29 protein-coding genes are annotated in these 26,457 nt (G+C 59.1%); 10 read left to right on the plus strand and 19 right to left on the minus strand.

The window, feature by feature from the left end; translation table 11 throughout:
- Nucleotides 1-76: 76 nt before the first annotated feature.
- The 6 genes from P3T43_RS30685 to P3T43_RS30710 all read right to left on the minus strand — a co-directional run bounded on the left by P3T43_RS30685 (nucleotide 77) and on the right by P3T43_RS30710 (nucleotide 6,384).
- Nucleotides 77-2,938: a choice-of-anchor D domain-containing protein gene (locus tag P3T43_RS30685; RefSeq protein ID WP_429284753.1), complete on the minus strand. Its 2,862-nt coding sequence runs from the start codon at nucleotides 2,936-2,938 to the stop codon at nucleotides 77-79.
- Between the two features lie 1,067 nt (nucleotides 2,939-4,005).
- Nucleotides 4,006-4,506: a hypothetical protein gene (locus P3T43_RS30690; RefSeq protein ID WP_429284754.1), complete on the minus strand. Its 501-nt coding sequence runs from the start codon at nucleotides 4,504-4,506 to the stop codon at nucleotides 4,006-4,008.
- Nucleotides 4,507-4,550: 44 nt separating this feature from the next.
- Entirely contained in the window at nucleotides 4,551-4,958 is a 408-nt protein-coding gene (locus P3T43_RS30695) for a hypothetical protein (RefSeq protein WP_429284755.1), read from the minus strand.
- 345 nt (nucleotides 4,959-5,303) lie between these two features.
- On the minus strand, nucleotides 5,304-5,777 hold the full coding sequence (locus tag P3T43_RS30700; protein ID WP_429284756.1) for a hypothetical protein: 474 nt from the start codon (nucleotides 5,775-5,777) through the stop codon (nucleotides 5,304-5,306).
- Nucleotides 5,778-5,785: 8 nt separating this feature from the next.
- Complete coding sequence (locus P3T43_RS30705; RefSeq protein WP_429284757.1) at nucleotides 5,786-6,052, minus strand: hypothetical protein; 267 nt, start codon at nucleotides 6,050-6,052, stop codon at nucleotides 5,786-5,788.
- An 83-nt stretch (nucleotides 6,053-6,135) separates the two neighbouring features.
- Entirely contained in the window at nucleotides 6,136-6,384 is a 249-nt protein-coding gene (locus P3T43_RS30710) for a hypothetical protein (RefSeq protein WP_429284758.1), read from the minus strand.
- A 326-nt stretch (nucleotides 6,385-6,710) separates the two neighbouring features.
- Between P3T43_RS30710 and P3T43_RS30715 the strand changes: the two genes are divergently transcribed.
- Nucleotides 6,711-7,034 (plus strand): DUF2471 family protein, encoded by a 324-nt coding sequence (locus tag P3T43_RS30715; protein WP_429284759.1) that lies wholly within the window; start codon nucleotides 6,711-6,713, stop codon nucleotides 7,032-7,034.
- A gap of 149 nt (nucleotides 7,035-7,183) precedes the next feature.
- Here P3T43_RS30715 and P3T43_RS30720 read toward each other — a convergent pair whose 3' ends face one another.
- The 11 genes from P3T43_RS30720 to tnpA form a co-directional block, all read right to left on the minus strand.
- A complete protein-coding gene (locus P3T43_RS30720; protein WP_429284760.1) occupies nucleotides 7,184-7,648 on the minus strand; it encodes a hypothetical protein in 465 nt (154 codons plus the stop codon).
- An 80-nt stretch (nucleotides 7,649-7,728) separates the two neighbouring features.
- Complete coding sequence (locus P3T43_RS30725) at nucleotides 7,729-8,562, minus strand: PRTRC system ThiF family protein (RefSeq protein ID WP_429284761.1); 834 nt, start codon at nucleotides 8,560-8,562, stop codon at nucleotides 7,729-7,731.
- Complete coding sequence (locus P3T43_RS30730; RefSeq protein ID WP_429284762.1) at nucleotides 8,559-9,200, minus strand: PRTRC system protein A; 642 nt, start codon at nucleotides 9,198-9,200, stop codon at nucleotides 8,559-8,561. Before P3T43_RS30730 ends, P3T43_RS30725 begins: the two co-directional genes overlap by 4 nt.
- Before the next feature lie 12 nt (nucleotides 9,201-9,212).
- Nucleotides 9,213-9,926, minus strand: coding sequence for a PRTRC system protein B (locus P3T43_RS30735; protein ID WP_429284763.1), 714 nt, complete (start codon nucleotides 9,924-9,926; stop codon nucleotides 9,213-9,215).
- Nucleotides 9,923-11,083, minus strand: coding sequence for a PRTRC system protein F (locus tag P3T43_RS30740; RefSeq protein WP_429284764.1), 1,161 nt, complete (start codon nucleotides 11,081-11,083; stop codon nucleotides 9,923-9,925). The genes P3T43_RS30735 and P3T43_RS30740 overlap by 4 nt, the downstream gene beginning before the upstream one ends.
- Nucleotides 11,084-11,179: 96 nt before the next feature.
- On the minus strand, nucleotides 11,180-11,398 hold the full coding sequence (locus tag P3T43_RS30745) for a PRTRC system protein C (protein ID WP_429284765.1): 219 nt from the start codon (nucleotides 11,396-11,398) through the stop codon (nucleotides 11,180-11,182).
- A gap of 7 nt (nucleotides 11,399-11,405) precedes the next feature.
- Nucleotides 11,406-11,867 carry a PRTRC system protein E gene (locus P3T43_RS30750; protein ID WP_429284766.1) on the minus strand — a complete coding sequence of 154 codons (462 nt, stop codon included), beginning with the start codon at nucleotides 11,865-11,867 and terminating at the stop codon, nucleotides 11,406-11,408.
- Between the two features lie 82 nt (nucleotides 11,868-11,949).
- Nucleotides 11,950-13,620, minus strand: coding sequence for a PRTRC system ParB family protein (locus P3T43_RS30755; RefSeq protein ID WP_429284767.1), 1,671 nt, complete (start codon nucleotides 13,618-13,620; stop codon nucleotides 11,950-11,952).
- 246 nt (nucleotides 13,621-13,866) lie between these two features.
- Nucleotides 13,867-14,883 carry an N-6 DNA methylase gene (locus P3T43_RS30760; RefSeq protein WP_429284768.1) on the minus strand — a complete coding sequence of 339 codons (1,017 nt, stop codon included), beginning with the start codon at nucleotides 14,881-14,883 and terminating at the stop codon, nucleotides 13,867-13,869.
- The gene (locus tag P3T43_RS30765) at nucleotides 14,880-15,140 is read right to left on the minus strand and encodes a hypothetical protein (protein WP_429284769.1); all 261 of its coding nucleotides are present in this window, start codon (nucleotides 15,138-15,140) and stop codon (nucleotides 14,880-14,882) included. Before P3T43_RS30765 ends, P3T43_RS30760 begins: the two co-directional genes overlap by 4 nt.
- Nucleotides 15,141-15,318: 178 nt before the next feature.
- Entirely contained in the window at nucleotides 15,319-15,747 is a 429-nt protein-coding gene (gene tnpA, locus P3T43_RS30770; protein ID WP_429284770.1) for an IS200/IS605 family transposase, read from the minus strand.
- 48 nt (nucleotides 15,748-15,795) lie between these two features.
- On the opposite strand from tnpA, the gene P3T43_RS30775 reads away from it, so the two are divergent.
- The gene (locus P3T43_RS30775; protein WP_429284771.1) at nucleotides 15,796-17,010 is read left to right on the plus strand and encodes an RNA-guided endonuclease InsQ/TnpB family protein; all 1,215 of its coding nucleotides are present in this window, start codon (nucleotides 15,796-15,798) and stop codon (nucleotides 17,008-17,010) included.
- Between the two features lie 139 nt (nucleotides 17,011-17,149).
- Here the strand turns inward: P3T43_RS30775 and P3T43_RS30780 are convergent, their stop codons facing one another.
- Nucleotides 17,150-17,371 (minus strand): hypothetical protein, encoded by a 222-nt coding sequence (locus tag P3T43_RS30780; protein WP_429284772.1) that lies wholly within the window; start codon nucleotides 17,369-17,371, stop codon nucleotides 17,150-17,152.
- A gap of 552 nt (nucleotides 17,372-17,923) precedes the next feature.
- On the opposite strand from P3T43_RS30780, the gene P3T43_RS30785 reads away from it, so the two are divergent.
- The 8 genes from P3T43_RS30785 to P3T43_RS30820 all read left to right on the plus strand — a co-directional run bounded on the left by P3T43_RS30785 (nucleotide 17,924) and on the right by P3T43_RS30820 (nucleotide 25,244).
- Nucleotides 17,924-18,352 carry a hypothetical protein gene (locus tag P3T43_RS30785; RefSeq protein WP_429284773.1) on the plus strand — a complete coding sequence of 143 codons (429 nt, stop codon included), beginning with the start codon at nucleotides 17,924-17,926 and terminating at the stop codon, nucleotides 18,350-18,352.
- Entirely contained in the window at nucleotides 18,330-19,643 is a 1,314-nt protein-coding gene (locus P3T43_RS30790; RefSeq protein ID WP_429284774.1) for a DUF1173 family protein, read from the plus strand. Before P3T43_RS30785 ends, P3T43_RS30790 begins: the two co-directional genes overlap by 23 nt.
- 105 nt (nucleotides 19,644-19,748) lie before the next feature.
- The gene (locus P3T43_RS30795) at nucleotides 19,749-20,231 is read left to right on the plus strand and encodes a hypothetical protein (protein WP_429284775.1); all 483 of its coding nucleotides are present in this window, start codon (nucleotides 19,749-19,751) and stop codon (nucleotides 20,229-20,231) included.
- Nucleotides 20,232-20,304: 73 nt separating this feature from the next.
- Nucleotides 20,305-20,838, plus strand: coding sequence for a hypothetical protein (locus P3T43_RS30800; protein ID WP_429284776.1), 534 nt, complete (start codon nucleotides 20,305-20,307; stop codon nucleotides 20,836-20,838).
- Between the two features lie 253 nt (nucleotides 20,839-21,091).
- Complete coding sequence (locus P3T43_RS30805; RefSeq protein WP_429284777.1) at nucleotides 21,092-21,763, plus strand: Lar family restriction alleviation protein; 672 nt, start codon at nucleotides 21,092-21,094, stop codon at nucleotides 21,761-21,763.
- Between the two features lie 87 nt (nucleotides 21,764-21,850).
- On the plus strand, nucleotides 21,851-23,281 hold the full coding sequence (locus tag P3T43_RS30810; RefSeq protein ID WP_429284784.1) for an IS1182 family transposase: 1,431 nt from the start codon (nucleotides 21,851-21,853) through the stop codon (nucleotides 23,279-23,281).
- A 239-nt stretch (nucleotides 23,282-23,520) separates the two neighbouring features.
- A complete protein-coding gene (locus P3T43_RS30815) occupies nucleotides 23,521-24,000 on the plus strand; it encodes a GNAT family N-acetyltransferase (protein ID WP_429284778.1) in 480 nt (159 codons plus the stop codon).
- Between the two features lie 209 nt (nucleotides 24,001-24,209).
- Nucleotides 24,210-25,244: an IS110 family transposase gene (locus P3T43_RS30820; RefSeq protein ID WP_429284779.1), complete on the plus strand. Its 1,035-nt coding sequence runs from the start codon at nucleotides 24,210-24,212 to the stop codon at nucleotides 25,242-25,244.
- A gap of 602 nt (nucleotides 25,245-25,846) precedes the next feature.
- On the opposite strand, the gene P3T43_RS30825 is transcribed toward P3T43_RS30820, so the two are convergent.
- Nucleotides 25,847-26,197 (minus strand): hypothetical protein, encoded by a 351-nt coding sequence (locus P3T43_RS30825; protein WP_429284780.1) that lies wholly within the window; start codon nucleotides 26,195-26,197, stop codon nucleotides 25,847-25,849.
- Nucleotides 26,198-26,457 lie beyond the last annotated feature (260 nt).

A 26,457-nucleotide genomic window follows, 5' to 3' on the forward strand; every position in this document is an offset into this window, starting at 1 on the left:
GACTATTCCCCGCCTTGACGCCAACTCGTTGCAGCCCTGTGTATCGGGTCGATGCCGGCGCTGCATGCGACGAAACCTAACCCCCTGAGTTCAAGGCGAGGCTGTTCACCTCCTCGTCGTCGTCCTCGTAGCCGTTTTCGTGTCCGCACGGATCGCAGCGGCGCAGATCGCAATTGCCCCAAGGTTTGCACTTGTCACAACTGCAGCCGTTGCCGCATCCGCAATCGCCCCAGATCGTCGCTGCCAGCAGCTCGATCACTTTCACCGGTTGCGTCGGATCGTCGCTGGTAATGATCAGCTCGCACGGCCGCGGATAACGCTCCGTCGCCTTGTATCGGATCACCAGCGCCAAGCACGACCCCGGACGCAGCGTCGCCGGGAACGGATTGTTGATCAGCTTCCAGTGCTTGTTCTTGTGCTTGAAGGACACGCCCGAAACGAACAGCTCGCAATCGCCGGTGTTGCAAATCGAAAGTGTCCGCTCTTCGGTGCAGCAAGCCTTCACCGCCCCGAAATAGTTCGATCCAGTAACCACCAGCTTGCCCGCCGGCGCGTTCCCGGACACCTCAATGGCTTGTGCTCCCGCGTTACTCAGCACCGTGATCGTGCCCGCAGCAGCCCCCAGCGCCGTCGGCTGGAACCGGATCGGAAGATTTACCGACGCCCCCGCCGCAACCATGATCGGATACGACAAAATCTGCGGCGGAAGAAAATCCGCCGACGAAGAAGTGATGTTGTTGATCAATAGCGGGCACGGCCCTGCGTTGTTCAACACCAGCGGCTCGTCCCGGAATGAGCCCCGGCAAACGTCGCCGAGATTTCCCGAATCGGCGATACCCACCACCAGTCGCGGTACCGTTCCCGTCCCGCTGACGATGACCGTCTCCGGGCTGAACAAATCATTGCTGAAAATCGTGATGGTCGCAGTCGCCAAGCCGCCTGCGGTCGATTTGAACCGGATCGGAACCTCGATAGACTCACCCGGCGCCACCGCCAGCGGGTACAACGCGACGTTCGGAATTGCGAATTCCCCGTTCGATGAAGTAATGCTCCAGATCAGCAGCTCCGCGAATCCCGAATTGTTGATCGTCAGCACCCGGTCCGCGCTCTTGCCCACGCACACATCACCGAATTCGCCGTTGTCCTCCACCATCGTCACCACGATCGCCGCCGGAGCGATGCCTGCCAGCAACCGCCGCCCGTTGATGCTGCCCCATCCCGTGACCGCATCCCAGCCCACCGCCGCCGTGTAGAACGGCGAATCTGGCACGCGGCCCGAATCGTTGTTGCCAAAGCGGATGTCGTAACAGATCCGCGGTCCGTACGTGTACAGCGTCGGATTCAGGAGTCCCGTGTTCCGACCCAGAAGCGCATTGATCGTCGCGATGAGGCCCGCATACAGCGGCGCGACCGCACTGGTTCCGTATCCACTCTGAGGCCCGACACCGTTAATAAAAAACCCCGTCATCGCCACCATGCCGGCCACGTCGGGAACGCCCCGCCGGACTCCGCCGTCGTTCTTTGAGATCGGCAGAACCCCCGCATGAACCTGATATGGAGGACGCGGAAATTGATCGCTCACTCCGCCGCCAGTCGCCTCGTAGTAGACACTGTTTGGCGGCTTTGACCAGCCCTGGAACGGTGAAGTCAGAACATTGCCATCGCTCCAGGTGTATTCGTACAACGCCGGAGGCGGCGCTGGATTAGCGGAGCCCAAAATCGTTCCGCCGCAGGCTGTCACGAACGGATCACCGTTCGGGTAGCTGATGTGGCACTTCCCGTCGACCACCGTGTTGTCCGACCCCCAGTCGCCGATCGCCATAAACACCGTAATGCCGCGAGCGGCCGCGGTTTTCAGCTTCGCGTGCAAATTGTTTGAAAAAGTGCCCGCGATGGTGTGATCACCAATCGAACCCTTGTCGTCACTCGCTTGGGGTACCCAGCTCGCCGTCAATACCGAAGGCGGATGATCGCCTACCGGTGGGAAAGTCGCCCGGTCGAAGAACGTGTCCCATCCCAGTTCGCTGTCGTCGGTGAAATAAACGTTAATGTTCGCCCCCCGACCAGCGGCCGCGGCAATCGAAACATCAATGTTGCACTCGAATCCGCCGCCGCTGATCAGGTTTGCGTGCGTCGGGTTATTGGTATAACCCAATAGCCCGATATCGGTAAGGACCGGCGCCGGCAACCCTCCCAGTCCGGCCAGGAACGAAGTGACATCGCTTGCCAGATACGCCGCATTGTTGGACGCATCCTCGAAAATTCCGATCGTCTGACCCGCAGCACTGTTGGTCGGAAAAGTGTAATCCCGCGCGATCTGCAAAGGTGTCAAGTAAGCCGCTCCGGGAGGATCCCCCGTGCCCGTCCCCGCCGGCTTTCCCAACTTGCGATTGTCCAGGCCGATCACCGCTTCCACCAGTTCCACCAGATTGGCAGGCAGATGCACGAGCCCCTCGAACCCACGATACTCCTGCGCGCCCATCTCGCGATGGTCACCAAATGGACGCCCCTCTCCTTCCTTGCGCGGCGGATGCGCGGGCTCCTCCGTCCTCTCCGGCGCCCGGTACCGGTTCAGCGTCACGCCGAAAGCCCCGTTCATTTGCTCTGTCGTGCCGTCCGCGACAATGCGCCGCCGCCCGGCGTGCTGCTCCACGATCCGCAGGCCCCGCTCTTTCAAATAGTCCGCAACCCGATCGACCTCTTCCTTAACAGCCCCATGCCGCTCAAAAAATTCTTCTTGCGACAAGTAGACTCGCTTGTCCGGCGGAGTACTCTGCCAGTGCTCAAGATCAGGCACCTCGGCGCTGCCCGGCTTCTGTCGGACAATCACGGCAACCGTCATATGTTCGTCCGCTTCTACGCCGCCAACCAGCGTGGAACCCTTAATTTGGGGACGTTCACTGCCTGGTAAGGGGTGAGCTTCATTTGGGCGAGCCATCGTGTACCTCCATAGCGCAACGCTGTCGGATGTTTAAAGTGGACCCATCGGTCAGGACACTTTACTGGGTGCCGTAAGCTGCAATCCCGCCCGATTGCGCAGCTGCACGGCGCTGCCCCGTCCTGCTTTCCTTTACCGTCCCTTAGCCGTGTATCCATATTTATCGACGATCAGCGCACGGCCACCGATACCGGGACGATAGATCTGATCCGGCGTTGCGTATTCCAGCGACTGGTGCGACCGTTAGCACCTGTCAGGTCCCGCTTAAGCAACTGCGTTGGCGGCCAAAAAACTCCCCTTCACGAGGATGACGAACCGCGCTTCCGTTTTTTGCAACGTGACGGTGAATCAAGCGTACGTCGGCAATGCGGACGTCGCTCCATCAACGCTTTACGTCTTCGCCGACGACCACTTGGACGGAAGACTTATCGTGAGCAAATGTCCGTTGGACTTTGCAAGCGACCGTCGCACCAGCGGTAGCCGCGTATGACCGGAGAGAGTCGGCAAGCCCCTCCCACCCTCTCTCAACAAATCGTCATCGGCACATTGCCGGGAGTCAACTGCGCCGCGCGGCAGTCGTTCGATTTCCGCGCTTTCCCGGCAGTCCAGTTAATTCCGTGCTTTCGAGTTCAGCTGATCGCGCGCCAGTCCCACGAATTCCATTTCGCGACACATCAGTTGCGCACCGCGCAAGATCAGCGGCTTCTCATGCCGCCTGCGCAGGCTCGTCCATCCCGCACATTGCGAAAATTGCACGCATTCTGGCTGCTGCCTTCAGACCACGCAATTTCACACCGGGGAACTCGTGGACGACCGGTTTGGAATTTAATTTTCAGTCGTCCGGCGAATCGAGAATGGAGAGCAAGGCCGCCACGTCGCGAGTCCGAACCATTCGAACGTCTCACGACCATGCGATAGCAACGCCGTCGCGCGGTCCAGCGCATGCCGCCGATGACCAACGCGGCCTTCAGCCAGATCCAAATCAGCGCGAGTGAGCGCTTTTTCCCGGCGTGTGTCCGCATTCAGTTGCCGCAGGCGCAGCAAACGACGAGACGGGCGCGCCGACGTCAACGGGCTTCTCGTACGACGCCGGCAACGGTAACGGACCAAGCAGTCCGGCCGCAAAAAAGCGCGTCGTCGACCTTTGCAAACGTCGCATCATCGGGCACCGCTTCTAGCGCCGCGATGACGCCGTCGACGCTCTCCGCGCTTGGCAGGCTCTTCCCGAGGTGCGAGACTGATGTGAGCGTGCGCAATTTCTTCACGGCCATGCTGCCGCGAAGCGCCAAGCACTCCAGTAGCGCCTCCGCCCATTGCAGGTCAAAGCGAAACGGATTCGCACGCTCGTGATAGTCCGCGAGCACGGTGTCACGCACCCCGTTGTAGCGCGTCACATTTAATTCGACACCGTCGCGTAACAAGCGCACGTCGATCGTCGCGTGTGCACTGAGCCGGGCATCGTGCCGGAAGAGCTGCTGGAATACTTCGATGAGCGCCGTCAGTTCGACGGCATCGCCAGGTAAGGAAAGGGTGTACATGAATAATTGCCTCAATTGAAAACGGGGCAACCGCCCATCGGGGCGATTGCCCCATAAGGGAAAGGAAATACTGTTTAATCGATATCCAGCAGACGCGACACCACGGCAGCTACCGCCCACGCCTGCGAGCGGGACAACGTCTTGATCCGCAGAAGGGGGACGCTTTTCCAGAATCCGGCATCGTCGTTACAGACCAACTCTATCGAGTCGACACGGATAATCCAGCCTTCCGAATTTCCTCGCTCGACCGACAGGCCCAAACGGCGGTTTGATTGCTCGTCGGGCCAGGGTGCAGAAGGCCCCAGACCGAACCGGTCGGGACAATCTGCATCGATGAAGTTCGCGTGCGTCACCCACTCCGGTTCGCTTTCCGTCTTGCGAAGGACGCGGGACACGTGATCGACGACTTCGGCGACCGTCTTGCCTTCCGGGTGAAACGGCGCAGCCGACAGGGCCGCCGGTAGATCAATAGTTTCAGACATGAGAGGTTTCAGACATGAGAAGTTCCAGAAATAAAAAAGCCGCACCCGAAGGTGCGGCTTAGTGTGAGAGTGCTGGTCGTTTGACCGGCTGTGCAATATCCGACTTACGAAATCCTGCGACGGGCGCGATCGGCTTTCCGACCATTGCGGTCCATCACCAGCCCGAGAGCGGACAGGACAATTGCCACGCCCAATGCGAAGAAACTGAAGCCCATGCTGCCACCTAGCGCGAAACGCGAGTATGACGGCGCTCGCGATCAGCCTTGCGACCGAGGTTGCTCATGTAGCTACCATACCCGCAAACGACCACGCCGATCGCCAGAACAAAAAGTCCGAAACCCATGCTCATTCTCCGTTCATGGAATCCATGCCTGCTAAAAATAGTATCACGAAGAAGACAACCAGCATGGCTATGTTGAACACCGTTGTTGCGGTCCAGACTTGCGTAGAGTGCCAGTAGCCAACCGCACCTACGATCGATGCCGCGGATAACGTGTGGGCATATCGCCCAAACTGCTGCCGCTGATCCTCCGTCCATTCATGGCCGATCAGTCTCAGCAGGAAGCCAGGACGCTGTTTGGGCTGCTCATCCGTCGAAAATTCGACCGAAAAGCACTCATCGGTACGCTGATGAAGCACGACCGGTACGCCTTCTATCGTCGCCGTGACCTCGGGCGGCGCTTCGGTGACGCTGAACTCCCGCAACACCGCAGCCAGACGCTCGGAGATGCAAACCTGATTGAAGCCGCGCGCATACGACGCGGAATCGGAGATGCTCATGCCACTCGGATACTCGACAAACACATCGACGATTTCCATGGCGGCTCCTAGCGGCGATCGCTATTCAGACCTGCGGCAAGCCGCAGACCGTTTAGCAGTGAGTCATAGCCATCGCACGACCCAAGCTGCTCGAGCGCCACTGCGTTGTCACGGCCACCCGACATGTCGGAACGGCCGCGACGCTTACGGAAGGTCACGGCAACAGCCCGACGTGTGGATGAATCGGCCACCTCCAGCATGACTTCCGGGGTACGCAGCGTAATCGACACAAGCTTGCGATCAAACGACTTCCCAACCTTGTTGAAGAACGACATGGAACAGCTCCGAATAGAAATGGGAGCCGTTCCCTGGTGGGAAGAGCTCCCAACAGGGGTAGAAATAAAAGGCTGTGAATTCGTTACGCCGGTTGGCGCAGGAGATGATGCAGCTCGACGCTTCCGCTACGAACGAGGTGCTTCTCGGCTTCGAAGGGCAGATCGAAATCCCACTTGATGTCTGCCGTGCTGTTACTCCAGACGCAGCTGATTGTGCCGGGGTAACTTTGCGGAGGACTTGCTTCGACGTCCTGCGCGAAAACACGCTGAATCGCTTTAAAGCCGTTCAACTCTGAAACCTTGACAACAATGGACTTGACCGCGTTGGTCATGGGACGACTCCAAAAAAATAGGGAGCCGTTTCCCGTTGGGAAGTGGCTCCCAACAGGGTAAAAAAACAGACGATGACCTGTCTGACATAGGGCCGATCATGAATCGGCTGAGAATATCGGCACACCAGCAGAGCCGGTGAGCGTAGGTCGATGCGCCTGAGGCGCAGGGAATAGGGAAAGTCTACTGACGATGCCGCGGCAACTTCGCTGGAATGCTCGAGGAATTGCTACGTGTTTCCCTCGGTACCTCCGACGCAACCCGGTTTCGGGCAAGATCATGCGACCGGATTACAATCTAATTCCCACAGTCTGAACCATTCATCAGCATGATCACCGAAGAGGAACTTGCCATCCGACGCGGCCACGCCATATTCCGGGCCGACGTCGAGCGCGTAGTGCGCGTCATTGCCGAGCGGCACCACGCGTCCCATGCGCTGCTGACCCGGCAGCTAATGCGCGAAATCCTGGAAGAAACACTTGCGGACATTGGGCTTGCCGCCCGATGGCCTGCGCAGCTCCTCACCGCGCTTTCGGTCGAGGCGAAGATACCTCCGAATGATGACTTGCTGACATCTGACGACGCCATTGCGGCCGGAGATTTCGGAAGGCTGGTCGCCAGGGTATTCGCCGACGAGGATACTGCACGATAACGGCGTGGAATCCGCGGGCAAAAAAACGCCGCCCGTTTGAGGGGCGGCGCTGGATCAAATGAACACGGCAATGGCCGCAACCACAAAGCGACTATCCGCATGGCAACGTCAGATAAAGCGCCGTCAACACACGACGGCGCCGCTACCTTTTACGACTCGCTCGACTTCAGCGGGTGCAGGGACCAGAAAGAAAGCACAAGTCCCATGGCAAAGACCACCATATAAAGGCGCAGGTCATCCACCACAAGGCCATCGATAAAGGCCAGTGCCGAAAAGAACGGCTTGAGGGTGTAGGTGATAACTCCTTCACGCACGCGGGGTATGAAAGCCGGTTCCGCGTGGCGAGCGAATTCACGAGCCACCCGCTCGATACCGCAAAAGAGCGAACCAGCGGCCACAAGGCTAAACCAGAGCACAACCCACTTTGCTCCGCCGAGCCACCACATCGGGTAGCGATAGGCGCACTCGTTTTTCAACGCAGTAACGACTTCCGGATGCCGTGCAATGCTGGCGAGCAGCCAGCCAAAGGCGAACATCGGCAAGACGCCGTACAGCAAGGTCAACACGGCCAGTAACGCAAGCTTCGCGACACGGTCAAACCACTTCTTCGACATTTGAATCTCGAGGTAAGACGCCGAACCGATTTCCGTTCGACAAACAAAAACGCCGCTCCCTGCTATAGGAAGCGGCGCGGTCATGCTGCAGCCGTGGATTTCCGACTCTTGCGAGTGCTCTTTTCCTTTGGTGGTGGCGCTTCGTATCCGAAGCGCTTCCATGCAGCAGGGTCAACCGGAATCGGGTTCGTTCGTCCCGTAGTGAGATTCACGAACACGCCCGAATACTTCAGCGTGCCAGTCCGGTATAGCGTCCAGAGCAGATTGAACGCCTGCACCGAAATGGCAGAGTTAATGACGAGCGACTGCTTGCGCAGCGCATCGGCCATGGAGCAGGAAGGCGTCTCGTCAGCCGCGTCGAGCGACGTGTCAACGAGCTCCGGGAACAGATCGGCGACGTGAGGCAACCTCCCGCGACTTTTTTGGCGGGAACCCGGGGGCATCATCTGCCCGAGGATGACCTGCCCGCGGTCGGTGTCATTTCCGCAATCGAGGTAGTAAGTGCTGCCATTCCCGATTGCATCGACGATCGCCTTGCGCGCTGCACGAGTGTCAACGCAGCCGATAACCAGGTCGACGTTGAACAGCGCCGTGCGGCCGTTAAGACGCTGCGTGTTCGCCCGCCAGTTGGTGCCCATGAGCATGTTTAACCGGTTGACGATTAGCGAGGCCTTGAAGCTGCCAACATCGTTGGGGTAAAACCCCTGCCGCCCCACGTTCGTCTGACTGACCACGTCATCGTCATAAACAGTGCACTCGATGCCGCCCGGATGCCCAAGTTCGATCATCGCGTGGTGCAGGCGGGCGAGAGCCGGCAATACAGCACTGCCGGTACCGCCCGCCCCTACCACGATCACGCGCCATGGTCTGAGCACCATGTGCTCGGGAAGCTTGTGAACAATGATTTCGTTCATTTCGCCCCCGCTGCCCAGATTGCCTCGTACCATGCTTGCGGCACGCGTTCCGTTTCCTCAAACAGGCCTTTGGCACACAGGCGCGCCGCGATGCTCGGACTCGAGCGGTCACAGTTGCCAATGACCAACGCCATCTTCACGTCGTGCCGGTCGTCCTGGTTATCCGTAGACGAGAAGTACGCCGGATGCCTCCCATGGGAATGGCAATCCATCACCAGTTCTTCGTCACCGGCAAGCGCCGGCGGCTCATACTTTAACGAGCCGCTGTCATGCGTGATGATGGCAACAGGTGCGAGACGGAACGCCTGCGTCGTGGAACTCCAGACAATCCACGCCCCTGTTTCGTTGGGACAGGCCTGCCGTGCCATCGACGCAAACTGGCCGATCAGGTCGACTGGAATGCGATCAGACGTCAGGCGCGTCGACTCAACCACCCGGCCATAGGGCACGGCAGTGCGCACGTGAAACTGTGCGATCTGCCGCACGAGGCTGATCCAGTTGCGCCGGATCTCGAGAAATACACCGTTCTCAGCCATCAGAAGCCGCTCTCCAGCCGCCTGCATTTCTGCAACCGGCTCCTTGCGCGGCACCATCACGGTCGGAAACGACTGTTGCAACGTCGTATCAAGAACATTCATCTTGCAGATTCCTTAGCGCCCCGCGATCAGATCGCCGAGACTGCGGTTCATGGGTACGAGGCATTCCAGGGGAAATTGCTCGCCGTACTTGCCGGCCAGCATCTCCTTCCAGAACGCGTACTCGCCTCGAGGGTGATTGACGCGCCTGTCACCCGCATTGGGGTGGGTGAACGCGGAATCAAAAAAGCCGCTCTCCCAGCCATTCATCGACGCAACATCGATGCGCTCAGGAACGCGGGCGGAACCGATGCAGATGCTGCCCCGGTCCCACGTGTTGAAGTAAGGCGGCTCGTACAGCACCGTCTCAGGCGTCGGCCGCACAACCGTGTCCAGTGCGAACACGTAAAACCCCGTGCTTCGCGCCTGAAAGACAAGGCCCGGATGCGGAACAACGGCACTGACGCGACCCAGCTCCACACAGTCAAAGAAGACACGACGCATTGCAGGCCGGCACCACCAGGTGATAGCAGTCTGATCAACCGACAGAACCGTTTCAGGAAGAAACTGGCCACCGGTTGCACAGCGCTCGGCAAGCGCGTCCATTGCTGCGAACAGGGCCTTGCGTTCGACCGGTCGACCCGCACCGATAACTGGGCGCTTCCCGTTGTTCTCGACGGGATGAACCGTCGCGTACACCGGATTGCCCCCCGCCTTTGAGTAAAGAAGAATCGCCGCCGTCGCCGATATTTCCTCGGTGTGGCCAGTGGACAGGTGAACGTGTTTCATTGGGAACGCTCCTGGGGATCGTAGGAAATGAGCGCAGCAACGCGATCGACCTGACGAAGAATGGAAAAGCCCAACGACAGGTCCGCGTACTGCTTGCGGATGTCGGCGGGAGAATCGGCAAGAGCCATGAATCCGTGGAACAGGGATCCATCGCCACCGTTGTTGAAATACTCGTAATGCGTATCCAGCACGTCTGTGACGTGCGGGTCGTCGTTCGCCGCAATGGATGCGGCCGCATAGATCGTTTCTGGCCGGAATGACCAGTCGAACAGGTGCCGTTTGCCGGCACTGGCCAGAAGTAACGCAAGCTGCTCGAGCTCCGCACACAACCCGCGTACCCACCCCGTTTGCGTCCAGCCGATCCGACGCAGTGCCGGGATACCGAGGCCCGCGAACGGGCGCCACTGATGTCGTCGAACGTCGTACCGGCCGATTTCCATGCTCGGAGGACACAACGCGTCCCGAACAACGGACGGAAGAAAGTGCTCGTAGTCATTCGACTCGTCACCGAAGCGCTCTTTCAGATGATCAACTGCCTCATCGTCGGTGCACCACGGATCGCCGTCCCAATGCCACTGGGAAAACAATCCGATGAAGTCATCGGGCGTCCGGATGGTCAGCGTGCGAAACGCTGCCCGGTTGATCAGGATCAGCGCCGTTGCGAGTAGCCGCGGATGGGCCTGGCGCAACGCGATCGCCCGCTCCTCGATGACGTATACAAAGTCTTCGGCCGTCTCGATGCCCAGATACAGCGGCGAGGTGATCTCGAAGTCGGCGGCGTCGGTCTGATACATGACCTGTTCCTGCACGGCAGGCGCATCGAAGAGCACCGGGTAGAAGCTCAGGCGTTTGAAGGTCCCACATTGCCGGGCGACCCACGCAAACAGTGCCTGCGCGAGCGCGTCTCCTGCACCGGTAAATTGAGACACGTCAGCCGCCCTGAGATACCCGGCGTCGAAATGTCTGCCGACAAGCTCTGCCATTGACACGTCAGTTCGCCGCGTCAGCTTCGCCCGCCCCGGAATGTCAGCACCGACATCAGGAAGCGTCAGAAAACCATTGGCAGGTCCACGTCTGGCAGCGGCATGACGCGCCGGTTGCCATTGCGTCCCGTATGAAGCGACTTCTGGATCAGTTGCCCGAGGATCAAAGAGCATTGCTCGATCTCCTTGTCATGAAAAAAAACCGCCCTTTCGGGCGGTTCCGTCGACGTCTGCGTCGCCTCATCGGCGACGCATTGCATGAGTGCGCGCTTACGCATCGCAGCCCTTTGCACCAGCCGCACGCCTGAACGTGTAGCGGGCCGTTTCGGCCGTGATTTCCGGACCTTCGATTGCAGCCGTGGTCAGTTCCGGGTATTGCGCCGAGTAAAGATCGCGTACCTCATCCGGGGAGAAGGTCGGACCGGGATCAACAAAGCTGACGCCGTTGTAGACAAACTCGCGCAGCAGGGTCGTGATGGAAATGGACATGGGAATCTCAGCTAATCAGGGCAAACAGATCGGTACCGGCAGGCTTCGCTTCAGCGGCGGCCTGTGACGGTGCTGTCGACGTGGCAGGGCTTTCGCCCAACTCGTCGTCATCCTCGCTTTCACCTTCCTCTGACGCAGTTGCCTGTGGCTTCGCCGTGCCCTTTCCACCCTTTGCGAGGGAGGCCTGGGCTTTGGTCACCTGAGTCTTTTCCGCTGCCTGCAGGATCGCCGTAGTTGCGGCGACCTGCTCAACCAGCGAACTGTGCGCGCCCGAGTAGCTCCCGACCGCAGCGACAAAGCCTTCATCAAGCTCCGCCGGCGTCGCCGTCAGGATCAGCGGCTGACGCAGCACGGCCTCTTTCGAGTCACCCTGCGGCATCAGCACGACCACCATCTTGTCGCCGTCGATCTTCAACGTCAGTGCGAGCTTGCCCGCCGAGCGGACCAGCGATTCAATTGCCTGGAACATGGAAACTCCTGAGAAAAAAAGAAACGCCGCGCGGTGGCGGCGTGAACAAATGCAAGAGGCAGGACCGGAGTCCCGCCGTGTATCAGAATTTCAGGACCTTCGGCAGCTTGCCCTCGTAGTCGAATCCTTCGACCGCGAGGAGCGCCTCAATCACTTCCGGCTTCGATTTCCCGAAGACCTTTTTAAACCCGTCTCCGAGCGCGGCCCGCAGGCCCAGCTCGTCGGCGATCACCATCATTTCCGACTTGGTTATCAGCTCCAGAAACTCCTTTGAGAGTTTCCAGTGCTTTTTCAGGTCGAGTTTGTGGTGTTTGCACAGTTGCGTCAGATAGCTGACGTCGATGCCTTCGATCGCGGAAAACAGCATGGCGAGCATGAGGTTCGATTGCACGTCTGTGCTCGTCGCCTGCACGGCAGCCGCGGCCTTGCCAACATCGGTCACGGGCGGCTTCTCCTCGGTCAGACGCTCCCACATACCGCGGAACGTCGTGTCGCTGATCTGCCGCGCGTGACCAGCCAGCACGATTGCGATCAGGTACTGACGCGCGAGATCGTGGTTGGCGCCGATGTCCTTGCGAAGTGCCTTGCGCCAGAGTGCGACGCGGTAGGTTTTGATCTTCTCGGACTCAGCGACGACCGTGACCGACGGGTTGGTTCCCCCGGTCTGTCCCGCAGTGCTCGACGCTGGCTTGCCAGCCGCCTTATCTGCGGACGCTGAGGAAGCGACCGCCTTGGCAGGTGCCGTTGCGGCTTTTTCGGCCTGGAGGCGCTCCGCGACCTTCTTCATGTTGCAGACGGTATCGAAGCACTGACCGCGATAGACCTTGCCCAACGAGTCGGGCAAGCCGCTCACGGCGACGCCGAAGTTCTGGCACGAGTGACAGGCCTTCTGCTGCTCAACACCGACGCCATGCGGGCCGTCAACGGTGAGCTGGATGCGCGTGTGATTGTCGCCGGCGCGCACGATGCGCACGACCGGAAACTCTTCACGCAAAGTCCCTGCAGTGGCTTCGAGTGCGACTTCCGTCTTCTCGTTGAAACAGCTTCTGTTCGTGCAGTTGCCGGTGCCAATTGCCTCACCGAACATCTGCGCCTGTGTTGACGAGTTGTGCGGGCAGCCCGCGCAATCCGACTTGTCAAAGATCGCAGAACCGAGCGAACACGACACGCTTTCGACGAGTTTTCGAACATCAGCGACCGAGCGCTTTTCCGCAACAACCACGGGGAGCACCTTGTCCTGATTCTCTTTGGAGAGCGCAGCAAGCAACTCGGCATGACCGAGGTTGATCTGCCGCGTGTTCAGCGCATCGAGAACCGCCGGTGAGCAGTTCATCAATGCGAGACGGCTGTCGAGCGTCGAGCGTGACCAGCCCAGTACTTTCGCAACAACGTCGCGATTGCCACCGTGCAGGCCCAGCATTTCCGCCGCGTCAATTGCTTCCTCTGACGGCGAAAGATCGTCACGCTGGCTGTTTTCGGTCAACGCGATAATCCGCGCTTCGACATCGTCAACCTCCCGGATCGAGACCGGCATCGGATAGTCTTCACCGTGTGCCTCCATGGCCGCGCGATAGCGACGGCCACCTGCGATGAGTTCGAAATCGACGTCACCGAGCGGACGAACAATCACGGGGGTATCGACACCGCGCTCCCGGATGGACTCAGTGAGTTCCGCGAGCTTCTTCGGATCGAAGTAGGTACGCGGATTGCGGCCGAGCCTGATGTGCTTCAGGGCGATGGTAGGTTGTTGCATTTGCAGGTTCTCCAGAGAGGGAACCTGCCCTGTCGGGAGAGGTTCCCGATGGCGTTTAAAAACAGATTGCCGGATAGATCCGGCGGTTTCGATGCGTCGTTGACGCGAGAGATACTGGAACAATACCGCCTCGAAACCCGGTCATTGAGCGGAAAGCTGTAAAAATCCGGGGCGCTTATGACAAAAAAAAGCGCACAGGTAAGGGTGGGCTTGTTGCAGTAGCCTGGCCGCCCAGCCGGTTAAGCCTTAGAAAAGCGCCAGCTGCTCGATCTTCGTGAAAATCGCAGACGCATTCGATGCGTTTGCGGACTCTTCGAACATCTCCAGCAACGATGACGCTGCAGGCGATACGACATTTGTTGCGGCCTGCAATGTCGGACGCTCGACAACGGTTGCAAAATCGACACCAGATGGTTCAGATCTTTGTGCAAGCAGATCAGCAGCCATTTCCTCCACATCGTGGACTACCTCCGGCGCAGTCGGCTGGTTCACCGCTCGCTGGACGAGGCGGCGTTCCAGCTTCCAGCGCCAGCCGCCCAGTACATGAGCGGGTGTGTACCACAAGCCCCACACGTCCAGCGAGAGCGCATTGCCATGTACCACGATCGCGGGAATATGCAGAAGTGACAACTGCACGTAGGCCATGTGAACGCAACACGGGTCAATGTCAATGCAGGTTGCGTGCATAACCTGCTGATAGTTGCGACCCGCATCAGCGAGAGCATGCGCGGTTGCGATCACCATTCCACCGGCACCGCATGCCGGCTCCTGGACACGCATGAACCCACTATTGCCCACGTCTTCGCCACCATCGCCAACGGTCATCATCGCCATCATGTGCGAAACAGAATATGGCGTGAAGAACTGGCCGGCGCGGTCATTGCCCAGCTCCAGCATCATATAGATCTGGCCCAGGACGTCGGTCAGGCCCGCAGAATGTGCAGACGCACCAACCTCTCCCGCCTTGCGCGTGACCTGCACACGCAGTTCGAATGACAGGGTCAGCAGACCGAGCATCTGTGGAAAGCGCTGTACCTCGTCTTTCGTGTACTTGCCGACGATATCGAGATAACGCTTTTCTCGCGCTTCGAACTGTGTGCGATCGACACTGTTGCTGATCGCCAGCGCACTCAGTTCGACAAAGTCCGAAAAGACTGAGTGAAGGTGGTGACCATGAGAAAACGACCGGATCAACTTCACCAGCTCCCGCTGATGATCGTCAGCCGTCGCGTCGTGTTTCCGCTCCGCGCTTTTTCGGCTCATTGCCCTGCTCCTGTGGGAGCGCCGATCGTGCCCAACTGCGCTTCGATGGTGAGCCACAAACGGTCAAAGTCAGGTACATCGCCACGAGCAAGCGATCGCTCGATGTCGAAATCTGCCTTCTCTGCCATGCTGGCCAGATTGACTACAGGCCGGGCGCTACCGCTGGCGAACTGGCTACGGGCGCGCTCGACCATGCGCAGAGCGAGCCCCCCGTACACGCGGCGCAATTCGGCCGTGATCTCGTTGGTCGTTGGCACACGAATCGCCGTTGCGACACTCTCACCGAACAGACTTTTCTCAGCAGCCGCCACCGCGCTGTACTGCCGCCATGCTGCTGTCTGCGCATCGATAAACGTATTGATCGAGTGCGCGTCAAACCCGTCCCTTCAGGGGCGGGAAGGATAGCGCGGACGCCAGAGGCGTCCTTCCAGGGCGCTAGTGTGGCGTCTTCTGCTGTTCTATGTACTGCCTCACAACCGCGATGGGCGCACCGCTGCAGCTACCGGCGAAATATGACGGCGACCATAGCGCACCGCCCCACAACTTGCGCCGGATCGTCGGGTAGTTTTTCTGGCGGATCATCCGGCTCGAAACGCCCTTCAGGCTGTTCACCAGCGCCGACACGGCGATCTTTGGCGGGTAGTTCACCAGCAGGTGTACGTGGTCATCTTCGCCGTCGAACTCCACCAGCTCGGCTTCGAAGTCGCGACATACGCTCGCGAACACGACCCGAAGGTCATCGATGATCTCTTTCGTGAAGACGCCGCGCCGGTACCTGGTTACAAAGACCAAATGCACGTGCATCAAAAATACGCAGTGCCTTCCATGCCTCAAATCAGGGTCTGTACTACGTGGACGGCCCATAAATACCCCTTGCGCTGGTTTTGAAGGCCAAATTATACTACGGCCACTATGCAACGTCTCCAAGCCTTCAAATTCGAACTCATGCCGACCGGCGAACAAGCGCTCAGGATGCGCCAGTTCGCAGGCGCGTGCCGGTTCGTCTACAACAAGGCGCTGGCGTTGCAGCAGGAGAATCACAAGGCTGGCGAGAAGTTTATTGGCTATGTGCCGATGGCGAAGCGCCTCACGGAATGGCGCAATGGGGCCGATACGCCGTGGCTGAAGGATGGCCCGGTACACACGCAGCAATGCGCCCTGAAGGCGATTGAGCGCGCATACGTCAACTTCTTCGAAAAGCGCGCTGACTTCCCCCGCTTCAAGCGCAAGGGGATGGGTGATGGCTTCACGTACCCGGACAAAAAGCAGATCAAGCTCGACCGCGAAAACGGCCGGGTCTTTCTGCCGAAGCTCGGATACATGCGTTTCCGCAAGAGCCGCGACGTTGTCGGCGAAGTCCGCAGCGCGACTGTGTCGCTGCGCGCTGGCAAGTGGTACGTGTCGATCCTCGCGGCGCGCGAAGTAGAAACGCCGGTTCCGCACGGCCCCGCCGTCGGTATCGACGTGGGCGTTGCCCGCTTCGCCACCATGTCGGACGGTAGCTTCATCGCGCCGCTGGCGTCGTTCCGTAAGCATGAAAAGCGGCTGGCGAAGTATCAGCGCCGCATGGCCCGCAAGGTCAAAGGCAGCAGCAACTGGAAGAAGGCGAAGTCCCGCATTCAGCGCATCCATGCGCGTATCGCGGACGCTCGCGCTGATTTTCTCCACAAGGCTTCGGGCACGATCAGCAAAAACCACGCAATGGTTGCGGTCGAAGACCTGAAAATCAGCAATATGTCGAAGTCCGCGAAAGGTACGGCAGACGCACCAGGGCGCAATGTCCGCGCGAAGTGCGGCCTTAACAAGTCGATTCTCGACCAGGGCTGGGGCGAATTCCGTCGCCAGTTAGAGTACAAAACGGCGTGGCGCGGCGGCTATTTCGTCGCCGTAGACCCGAAGAATACGAGCCGCACATGCCCATGCTGCGGACACGTATCAGCCGGGAACAGAAAGACCCAGGCGCTGTTTGCCTGCGTCAGGTGCGGACACGAAGCGAACGCCGATCACGTCGGCGCGCTCAATGTCTTAGCGGCAGGACATGCCGTTATTGCCTGTGGAGGGATGGCGCAGTCGGGCCGCCCGTCGAAGCAGGAACCCGCCGAAGCGACTCAGGCTCTCGCAGCCTAAGCGCAGTAGAAATCATCCCCGTTCACGGGGAGGAGGATGTCAAGAACTGGTTGTACATCGAAGCCTCACATAGGAAATGGAGGCTCGCCCTTGGGGGCGTGCCCCCGAAGGAAGAAATCAGGTATGGGTTACTGACTGGCTAGACGCCGTAATGGCGACGCACCAGACGGCGACGTTCGGCGACGGGACGCCCACCAGTCACCGACAGCGGAGCGTTCATCACAACGTGGCGAAGGGCGGCCGCGCGGTAGTGGGTCGAATACCGTCGCCTCGCCTTCACGACGCCAATGAGCGCGTCATGAGACAGAAACGACGTGTGATAGACCTGCAGTGCAAAACGGAGCATGCGTTGGCGATTCATGTGCATTCCTCGTTCAGGTAGACGTGAAGCACGCCCCGGTGGGGAGTGATCCCGTCGGGGTGAAAGAAAGCCCTCATCGTGCAGGGCTGTTGTCGATGCGCCAGTGGCGCGGAAGATGACCCATCGTAGCGTGGCATTCGGCAATGCAGGATCTCAAATGCGTACGGATTCATAGCCGCTTTCCGCTCTCGCGCCGTGCAAGGTCGCGTGATTGTTATCCACAGATTCTGTGCACAAACCTGGGGATAAGCCTCTACCCGCCGACGCCAATGGGCCTGTCTCACACCCCGCCCAGATTTCCGTCATCAGGCAGTGGCTGTAACCGGTTATAGCCACTTTTTCGAAATGCTCCAGAAAACCATATAGCTTTCGAGCGAACTTGTAACAGACCCTGCGCTCTGCGTTCTCGCTAAAGCTCTCCATTTCTGGCGCGCTTTCGGTGCGGCCCAACACCGTTAGAGAGCCAGAATGAGATGCACGCGCGCGACTCGCCGGCTAACTACAGCCGCTGCGGAGCGACCAACGAATCCTGCCGTTTCACGTGACCTCCACATGTCCCTAGATCTGCTCATTGGCCCGCTCGTCATCATCACGGCGCTGCTCGCGTTTGCCTGGCGCATTCTTTCCGCGATAGCCCGCGCGCATCACTGGCCCTTGTGGTACGCCGCTGCTGCGATCGCGGTCATCGCGCTGCGGATCATCGTCGTCGGGCTGCTTTTAGAACTTGCGGCTGAGCTACAACGGCGCCGATATCGCCGCGACCAGACCATGATGCAGCACCGCTATCCGTTCTGCCATGTAAAGCGCCTTTCGACTGGACAGTGGTTTCTCACGGACAGGGCAACGGGAAGGGAGTATCGGCCAGAGGGACAAATCGGGCACTACGCGAAGATCGGCAAAACCCGCGATGTCGCAGACCTGTTGCCGTCTTTCGGACCAGAACCGCAAACCGCAGGTATTGAACACGACGGCCGGCACTGAAAGCCGGTTTTCCACTGCTGAACTGCATGGCCGCCTTCGCGGCCATTTTCTATGGAGGACAACATTCATGCCTAAAATTTTGTTCGACGGTGGCGCGTTCGAGCTCGAGAACGTGCAGGAAAATCCTGCCCGCTATGTCGCGCGCCTCGAACGCGCAAAAATCACCCCCGGATTCGCGTTGTGTCTTTGCGTGACCCCACCGCGGCAACTCGTCGTGCGTAGATATGGGCGGCTATTGCATCTTGCCGGATGGCCGGAAGATGGCCACACGCATCGGAGTTCGTGTCCGTTCCACAAGGACGCCGACGCGCTGAAGGCTTCGGGCGGCGACAGCCACGCTGCTATCGTCGCATCGGCCATCGGTCTTAACGCCAGGCTCGATATCGCACTGACCCAACGTGATGTCGTTTCGGGCCCGCGCCACGCCGGGAAGCCCACAGGTGCGCCGCGCACGTCGCGCAGGGCCGCGAGTCTCCTCGCCTTTCTGCAGGCACTGTGGATGAACGCGGGCCTCAACCGCTGGCACGGCAGAAGCCAGCAACGTCACTGGGGCGTCTGCAACGCGATGCTACTTGCCGCCCTGGGTGAGACTACGGTAATCAACGGCACCAACGCACAGCAGGTGCTGCACGTTATGCGACGGTACGAGGAAGCAGAACGCGCCGCCATTAATGATGAATTCGATGCGTTCCTTTCGACCCTCACCAACGAAGACGGAAAGGTGCAGCGCGGTCTGATCATCGGAGAAATTAACGAGGTTGCCGATACGCAATACGGCAAATCGCTAAGCCTGCGACAAAGCCCAAAAAAGTACTTCACGAATACTGCGCTGATTGAGCATGCGGCAAAGACCTTTGCTCACGCATGGAGAGCGCTCGGCGATCGCGAGGCGCGCGTCATTGCATTGCTGTTCGTTGAACGCACACCGAAGGGTCATCTGAAACTGGTGGATCTGGGTGTCATGCTTTGCTCGGCCGCGTTCCTACCCTGCGACTCGATACACGAGGTCGCGATGGCAAACCGGCTCACCCGCGAGCAGCGCGATTTCATTAAGCCGCTGCGCATGGGCGGCGATGAAGAAGTCATACCGGACTTTGTCCTGACGGATACGTCGCAGCCGGTTCACGTGGAGGTCTATGGGATGAACGGTCTGCCCGCATATGAGGCACGCAAGCTGGAAAAGGCCGCGGCGCGCAGACGCAACGGGATTCCGGCGGTCGAGTGGAATGTTGACCGCGACCCGCTCTCACAGATCACGCTGCCCTACCCGGCCCGCGTCACAGCAACTTGACTTTGCGGGCACCGCGATAGATTGGAAACCGGTCTTCCGCATTCGGGCGCGCCGCTAGCCACTCTACTGACGGCGCGCCAATTCCCTACCTGGAGCAAGCATTCGATGATTACCCTCGCCAGCCGTATCCTGCGGAAAATGTTAGATGTGAACCGCTACGCAGCACTACCGTTTGTCGAAGTGGGCAAGCACAACGATACCCGCCCCTGGCTTCTCGATTTACGGGAAAGGCTTATCAGCGTACTCGCGGACATCGATCGCGCCGTCTGCGAGTTGCCGAACCTCCAGACCGGCGAGGCAGAACATTGGTCCCAGCCCGAGCAGCTGGCATTCGGCGAATGGCTGTCGCGCAAGTATCCGAACGAACACAGCGCCGGCACCATTGCGCTGGGCGACGCATGGCAGGAAGGCAAGCGGTTCGGGATCGCCGCTGCATCGATGCAGTTATTGGACGATCACCTCGCGGCGACGGCCGCCCACGAGTTGGTGGGCGTCGGTGGCCAGCTCACGCGCTCCGGCAAGGTCCTGGCAGAGGCTATCGCGGCCACCATGGTGAGTGCCTCTGCGCAGGATCGAACCCTCGCTTGACATCGCCATCGGCACGGCAAGATGGACTCATCGGGCGCGAAATGGCGCCCACGTCAAACCCACTGGAGATCACATGCTAGGCAAGACGTTTTTTCTCGATCGTGCGAAATCCCGCTCGCTCGACTGGATCGGCCGCTATCCGGCACTCGAATGCTCGAGTCGCGATCCACAGTCTCTTTCAGGTGGCCGCCAGATCGTCGTTGCCGCCGCAGACGACGTCGGCGTGCGTTGCGTCTTCTTTAGCAGCATTGGTTCGGTCCGGGATTTTTCCGCGACGTGGGCGGAACTAGGTGGCGCCCGGCAGTGGTGGCACTTCGTCGGACGCTGGTATTACTGGGTTGCCGACTGTGAGTCGACCTTGGCGGCGATCCGGCAGAACTGTCACCAGGAAGTCGCGGGCTACGCTCACGCACCTGACGGCGTCAACCGTCACGATGATGAAACCTTCCTCGGGTGGCTCGACAGCGTTGAGCGCCGCGCTCGCCGCAATTTAGGCATCTGTGCGCCCCAGGCAATGCTCGAAAGCATCGACGAATACAGCCGCATAAGGGCGGACATACCAGAACCGGATGGTGCACTCACGCCGATGGTCCGATTCGCCCACTGAACACAACCTTCATACCGCCCACGTGCGTTCTGCACGAGGCGTTTGTGGAGGGCAGCATACCCATGTTCCGGCTCGGGACGCACACTGGCTGGCTGCTCGCGGGTAAGGTCTACCACGACGTTGCAGCCCGACTCCGACCGGTCGGACATACCAGGCCACGAATATCCTTAACTTTCTCCCGGCTATTCCCACTTTTCGGAACCGCGCAACGCGGCAATAATGCTTGCAAAAATGCGACAGAACCGAGAGAAAGATGATCGAGCAACTTTATCCATGCGACCACTGCGGTGGCCGCCCCACCCTTGGTCGCTCCCAGCGCGTAGTCGAACAGGACGGCTATCCGGCGTTCGACTTTACGGCCTTCGGCCGGTTTTCAGGGCCGCCCAAGCTCGACGACGTTCTGGCAAGGCCATTAAGCGCACCACTGACGGAAAAGCTGGTATGCATTTACTGTTCGGGCTGTGGAATGTCCACGCCCTGGGAGCCTGTCGGCGACGATGAAAACACCGCTCGGGACCAGGTCGCCACGATCTGGAACCAGCGAGTGAACCGTCCGAAAGTGACTGCAGGCGACATACGCGACCTGATTGAAAAGGAACTCGGCGCCGTTGACGCGCAGCTCGTCATCGGCATGCTTGCCCGTAACGACACCGACTGGGCTGAGCGTGGCCCCATTTTTGCGATGCTCGCCCAGCGCATTGTCGACGCCACCGTAGTCACGCTCGATTCGTGGCCGATTGATCCGGTGCTAAAAGACGCAGCGCGTTATCGCAAGCTGCTGCAGCTGGCCCGCTGGGTCGAGATCGATGGGGAGCGGGCTGTACAGTTCCCCAAGGCCCCCTCCCCTCGCGAACATGAGGACATGCCTTTCGAGGACTGCGTTGCGCTGGCTGTCGACACGATGCCTGATCGCAATCGCTGGTAGGAAGTGCGACCGCACTCGGCCCAGATTGTGTCAAAACGCATTTTGGAGCGCTAAAATTTGCCATCCGATAGCGATGGGATGAGCAAGATGAAGCGGTTTGTTCAAGGCGACAATCGTACGCAAAGCTTTCTCCTCCCTGAAGCGCTCGATGACTACGTGACGGACACCAATCCCGTGCGCGTAGTTGACGTCTTTGTCGATGAGCTTGATCTTCATAAGCTAGGGTTTGAAGGCGTCGAACCAGCGTTGACCGGTCGGCCGTCATATCACCCTGAGGTGATGCTCAAGATCTATATCTACGGTTACCTGAACCGTATTCAGTCGAGCCGCCGCCTTGAACGCGAGGCCCAGCGCAACGTCGAACTGATGTGGCTCACGGGCCACCTGGCACCGGACTTCAAGACCATTGCGCGGTTCCGTAAAGACAACGGCAAAGCGATCCGTAGCGTCTGCCGTCAGTTCGTCGTGCTGTGCCAGCGTCTGGACCTCTTCGCCGAAGCGATCGTTGCGATTGACGGCAGCAAGTTCAAGGCGGTGAACCACCGCGACCGTAACTTCACGAGCGCGAAACTTGAACGACGCATGCGCGACATCGAGTCAAGTATCGCTCGCTATCTCGAGGCGATGGACACAGCGGATCGTCAGGAGCCTGCAATCGCGAAGGTCAGGACGGAGCGACTGCAGGACAAGATTGCGGCCTTGAAGGAGCAGATGCGAGGCCTCAAGGAGATCGAGGTTCAACTCAACGCAGCACCCGACAAACAGATATCGCTCACGGATCCAGATGCTCGTTCGATGAAGACACGAGGAACGGGGGTTGTCGGGTACAACGTGCAAACTGCGGTTGACACAAAGCACCACCTGATCGTCGCGCACGTCGTTACCAATGATGGCATCGATCGTGATCAGTTGACGTCGATGGCGAAGCTTGCCCGTACAGAGATGGTCGTCGACAAGCTCACTGCAGTTGCGGATCGGGGCTACTACAAGAGCGAAGAAATACTCGCATGCCATGAGGCCGGAATAAGCGTGTTCGTTCCGAGGACGGTGACATCGAGCGCAACGGCTAATGGCCGCTTCGGCAAGGATGACTTCATTTACGACGCACAGACGAACGAATATCGGTGCCCGGCGGGCCAGCGGTTAATCTGGCGATTCTCAACTGTTGAGCGCGGTCTGAAGATCAGTAAATACTGGAGTTCAAATTGCCAGCAATGCTCGCTAAAGGGGGGCTGCACTCCAGGCCCTCAACGTCGCGTGACACGCTGGGAACACGAAGCTGTTCTCGATGAGATGCAGGCGCGACTTGATCATGCGCCTGAAATGATGCGCATCCGGCGACAGACTGTCGAGCATCCGTTCGGAACGATCAAGGCATGGATGGGCGCCACTCATTTCCTGACACGGACCATCGAGCGCGTAAGTACGGAAATGAGCTTGCACGTGCTGGCGTACAACATGAAGCGCGTGATCAAGCTACTCGGTTCAGAAGCAGTGATGACGGCGATGCGGGCGTGAGGCCCGTTGGGAGGCGCTGCGCCTTCGCGATACCGTCGGCTGTGATTTGACGCTCAGGTCGCCGCAATCGAAAAGTCACGACCTGCGGCAAGACAGGTTTCGCCAATTCCGAGTGACTCAGCGTTTTGACACGCTCTGGGCCAGCTCCGGACAGTCGGCGAAGTTATAGGAATTGTGGACGATTTTTGAATTAACCTATCCTCTCGACACCGCCTTACCTACCAGCCGAATATCTTGACATGCCGCCATCGCTCGACGAACTCCTTGCGCTTGATTTACTTACGTTACGTACACACACAGAACTCGCTGGCGACGTCTTTCAGGTAGATCAGCAGCGCGAGCGCTTGCAGCAGTCTTTGAATGACAGCGAGGTGTGCTCAGTGCGACGGCAAGGCGAGTTGGTCGCATACGCAATGCTTCGACCTGAGTCGAACGCTTGCTGGTTCGTGGGCGCATTCAGTACGCATCCTCTGCACCGAACTTCTACAGTTGTGTCTGAACTGCTTGCGAAGGTGATCAGCCTCGCGCGTAAACGGGAAATCTCAGAGCTAAAAAGTCATGTCTATAAGACCAACCGTCTGTCTATCGCTTTCCACCGTAAACTCGGATTTCACATTACGCGTGAAAACGAGAAGGCCATCGAGTTCTTTGCTTCGATAACCACGCTTAGCGAACGACCTGCGGTTCAGCGTGCAACTTGGCGCGCAGATCAGCTTTGAGGGAGATTTTCCCGAAAGTTTGCTTGGTCTGCTGGGGGTGAGACCTATAGGCCGAACGGCTGCTTTAGAGAAATCGTTCAGTGCACCGCGGGCCGAAAGGTGCGGATCGCGTAAGACGCCGATCGGCCAACAGCATATGTGATTGGGCGGTCACGAAGGTGGTCGGGCACTCCTGAAATCGCATAACCAACTGTGCGAAGGAGGTTGTGATGACTTACTACACTGGGCTGGATGTATCGCTACGTTCCGTCTCGATTTGTATCGTTGATGACCAGGGCCAGGTAAAGCATGAAGCAAAGGTCGCAGCAGAGGTGAGCGCGATAGCAAAGGCGCTTCGATCGTTCAGCGCCGACGTTCCGATGGTTGGATTCGAAGCCGGCACATTGACGCAATACCTGACGTATGGACTGCAGCAGGCAGGATTCGACGTAGTCTGTCTGGAAGCCCGTCAGGTCAACGCAGCGTTAAGCGCGATGCGCAATAAAGCGGATCGTAACGACGCCCGAGGCATTGCAAGGATCCTGCGCACTGGCTGGTATAGCCGCGTCCATGTGAAAAGTATCGAGAGTCACCATATCCGCGCACTGCTCTCAAGCCGCAAGGCCGTTCTGAACAAATGTGTGGATCTTGAGAACGAGTTGCGCGGTTTGCTCAAGGTCTTCGGCATCAGGCTCGCCATAAAGGTCCCGCATGGCGCGTATGACGGCGTGGTCCGCCCGCTCATAGAGGCTGACGCATTGCTGGTCAGGGCGCTCCTTCCCCTGCCTGAAGCGCGTCAGGTGCTTTACAGGACGTTCCTGAAGCTCGATAACGAAGTGAAGGCCATCGTCAGGACGGATCCGGTGTGTCAGCGCCTCATGACCGTACCTGGTGTCGGCGTCATTACAGCGCTAACCTTCAAGGCTGCAGTTGATGACCCAACCCGTTTCAAGTCTTCACGAACGGTCGCTGCCCATTTCGGGTTGACGCCACGACGCTACCAGTCCGGAGAAATGGACAATCCGGGGCGAATCTCGAAGGCAGGTGACCCCGATGTGCGCTGCGCGCTCTACATCGCCGCGCATGCGCTAGTTTCCCGAAGCGCCTCGTGGTGTACGCTCAAGGCCTGGGGCAAGCGACTGGAAAAGAGTCGTGGGCATCGCCGGGCCGTTGTTGCCGTCGCGCGCAAACTTGCCGTCATTCTGCATAGGATGTGGATCGACGGAACTGACTTCCGCTGGGGCTCAATGGAGGCGACGGCATGATGCAAACCGTATACCAACACTGATCCCACTGGGAGCGTCCGAAGCGTGGACGATGGTCTGGAAGAAGCCGCAACTGACTGCTGCGCCTCGAGCGCGCCCAAGAGCGAGGCTCTCCATGCCTGTCCGACCAATGCGTGCAGCGTGCCGTGATTGATGAGCCGACTGCGGAAAGAAGCGTGACCCGCGCAAACGACGTTTCCAACACAAAACCATCGGAGATCAACCCTTGACATCACCGCCCAATTAAAGAAGCGGTTGTTCGATGTCGGTTGGCGAACGTCTGTTGACGAGCGACGACCCGCCATTTGGCAAAGCTACGACCGATGATTCGGCAGATTGACCTACGCCCGACGGTGATTTCCGTTTGAGCGATCCGTTCCCGTGCGTCTCGCTAATACAGGGCCTCTGTCATCACAGCCAGCAATGTGATTGTGTTTTCTTATGACCAGCCTGTATGTGATAGAGCAGATTATCACTTATATCAGCGCCCCATGCGGCAGGGCGGACGGGTTCAGGAAACGGGCTGCTGCCGTTAAGCCGGGTGTCACCGATCTGCCAGCCATCGCCCGTGCCCGTTTCTACGCGACACCCACACCCTGCTCTCAGGTCCCGACCGTATTTTTGCCTTTGGAAAGGTCGGGGCTTTTCCCGGCCGGTTCCGCCCGGGACCGGTCTTTTTTCTGCCCGTCAACTCCCGACGCGAACGCACTGACCGCAACGGCGGCCTCCCGGTGGCCGCGTTGCCCGACCTCCTGGGCGAGCAGCTCAAGGAAGACATCCAGTGCGTGCAGGCCGTGCGCCTGACAGAAGCCTTCCAGCACTTCGGTGATGGCCCGCTTCAGGGTCTCCGGGGTCCGTGTGCTGGCGATATGGGAACTGCCCCTAGCCAGTTCCAGCATGTAAATCACCCGTGCCTGCGCCATCGTGGCACCGGGAATATTTTTCTTCGGCATTCCGGCCCTTTCTCTCTGCTTTTTATCAATCGTTTTCGCCGGCACAAGGTGCCTTCTGCGAATCTCAGTCTACCTCATGATCGCACCCGCAAGCGTGGCGGCTAAAGATGGACCCTCAGTTGCCGGACGCGGCTATCGCACTTTCGAAAGGCGGGGAGCGGTAGGGTCATGCCCTGAGTAGGTCTGTCAAGCATTCGTTCAACATCTACGCTCGCTACGGCGATTATCCCGCGCCCGCCCGTGGACAGCCGCCTGACGGC

The sequence above is a fragment of the Paraburkholderia sp. GAS41 genome (assembly GCF_050436545.1).
Lineage (GTDB): Bacteria > Pseudomonadota > Gammaproteobacteria > Burkholderiales > Burkholderiaceae > Paraburkholderia.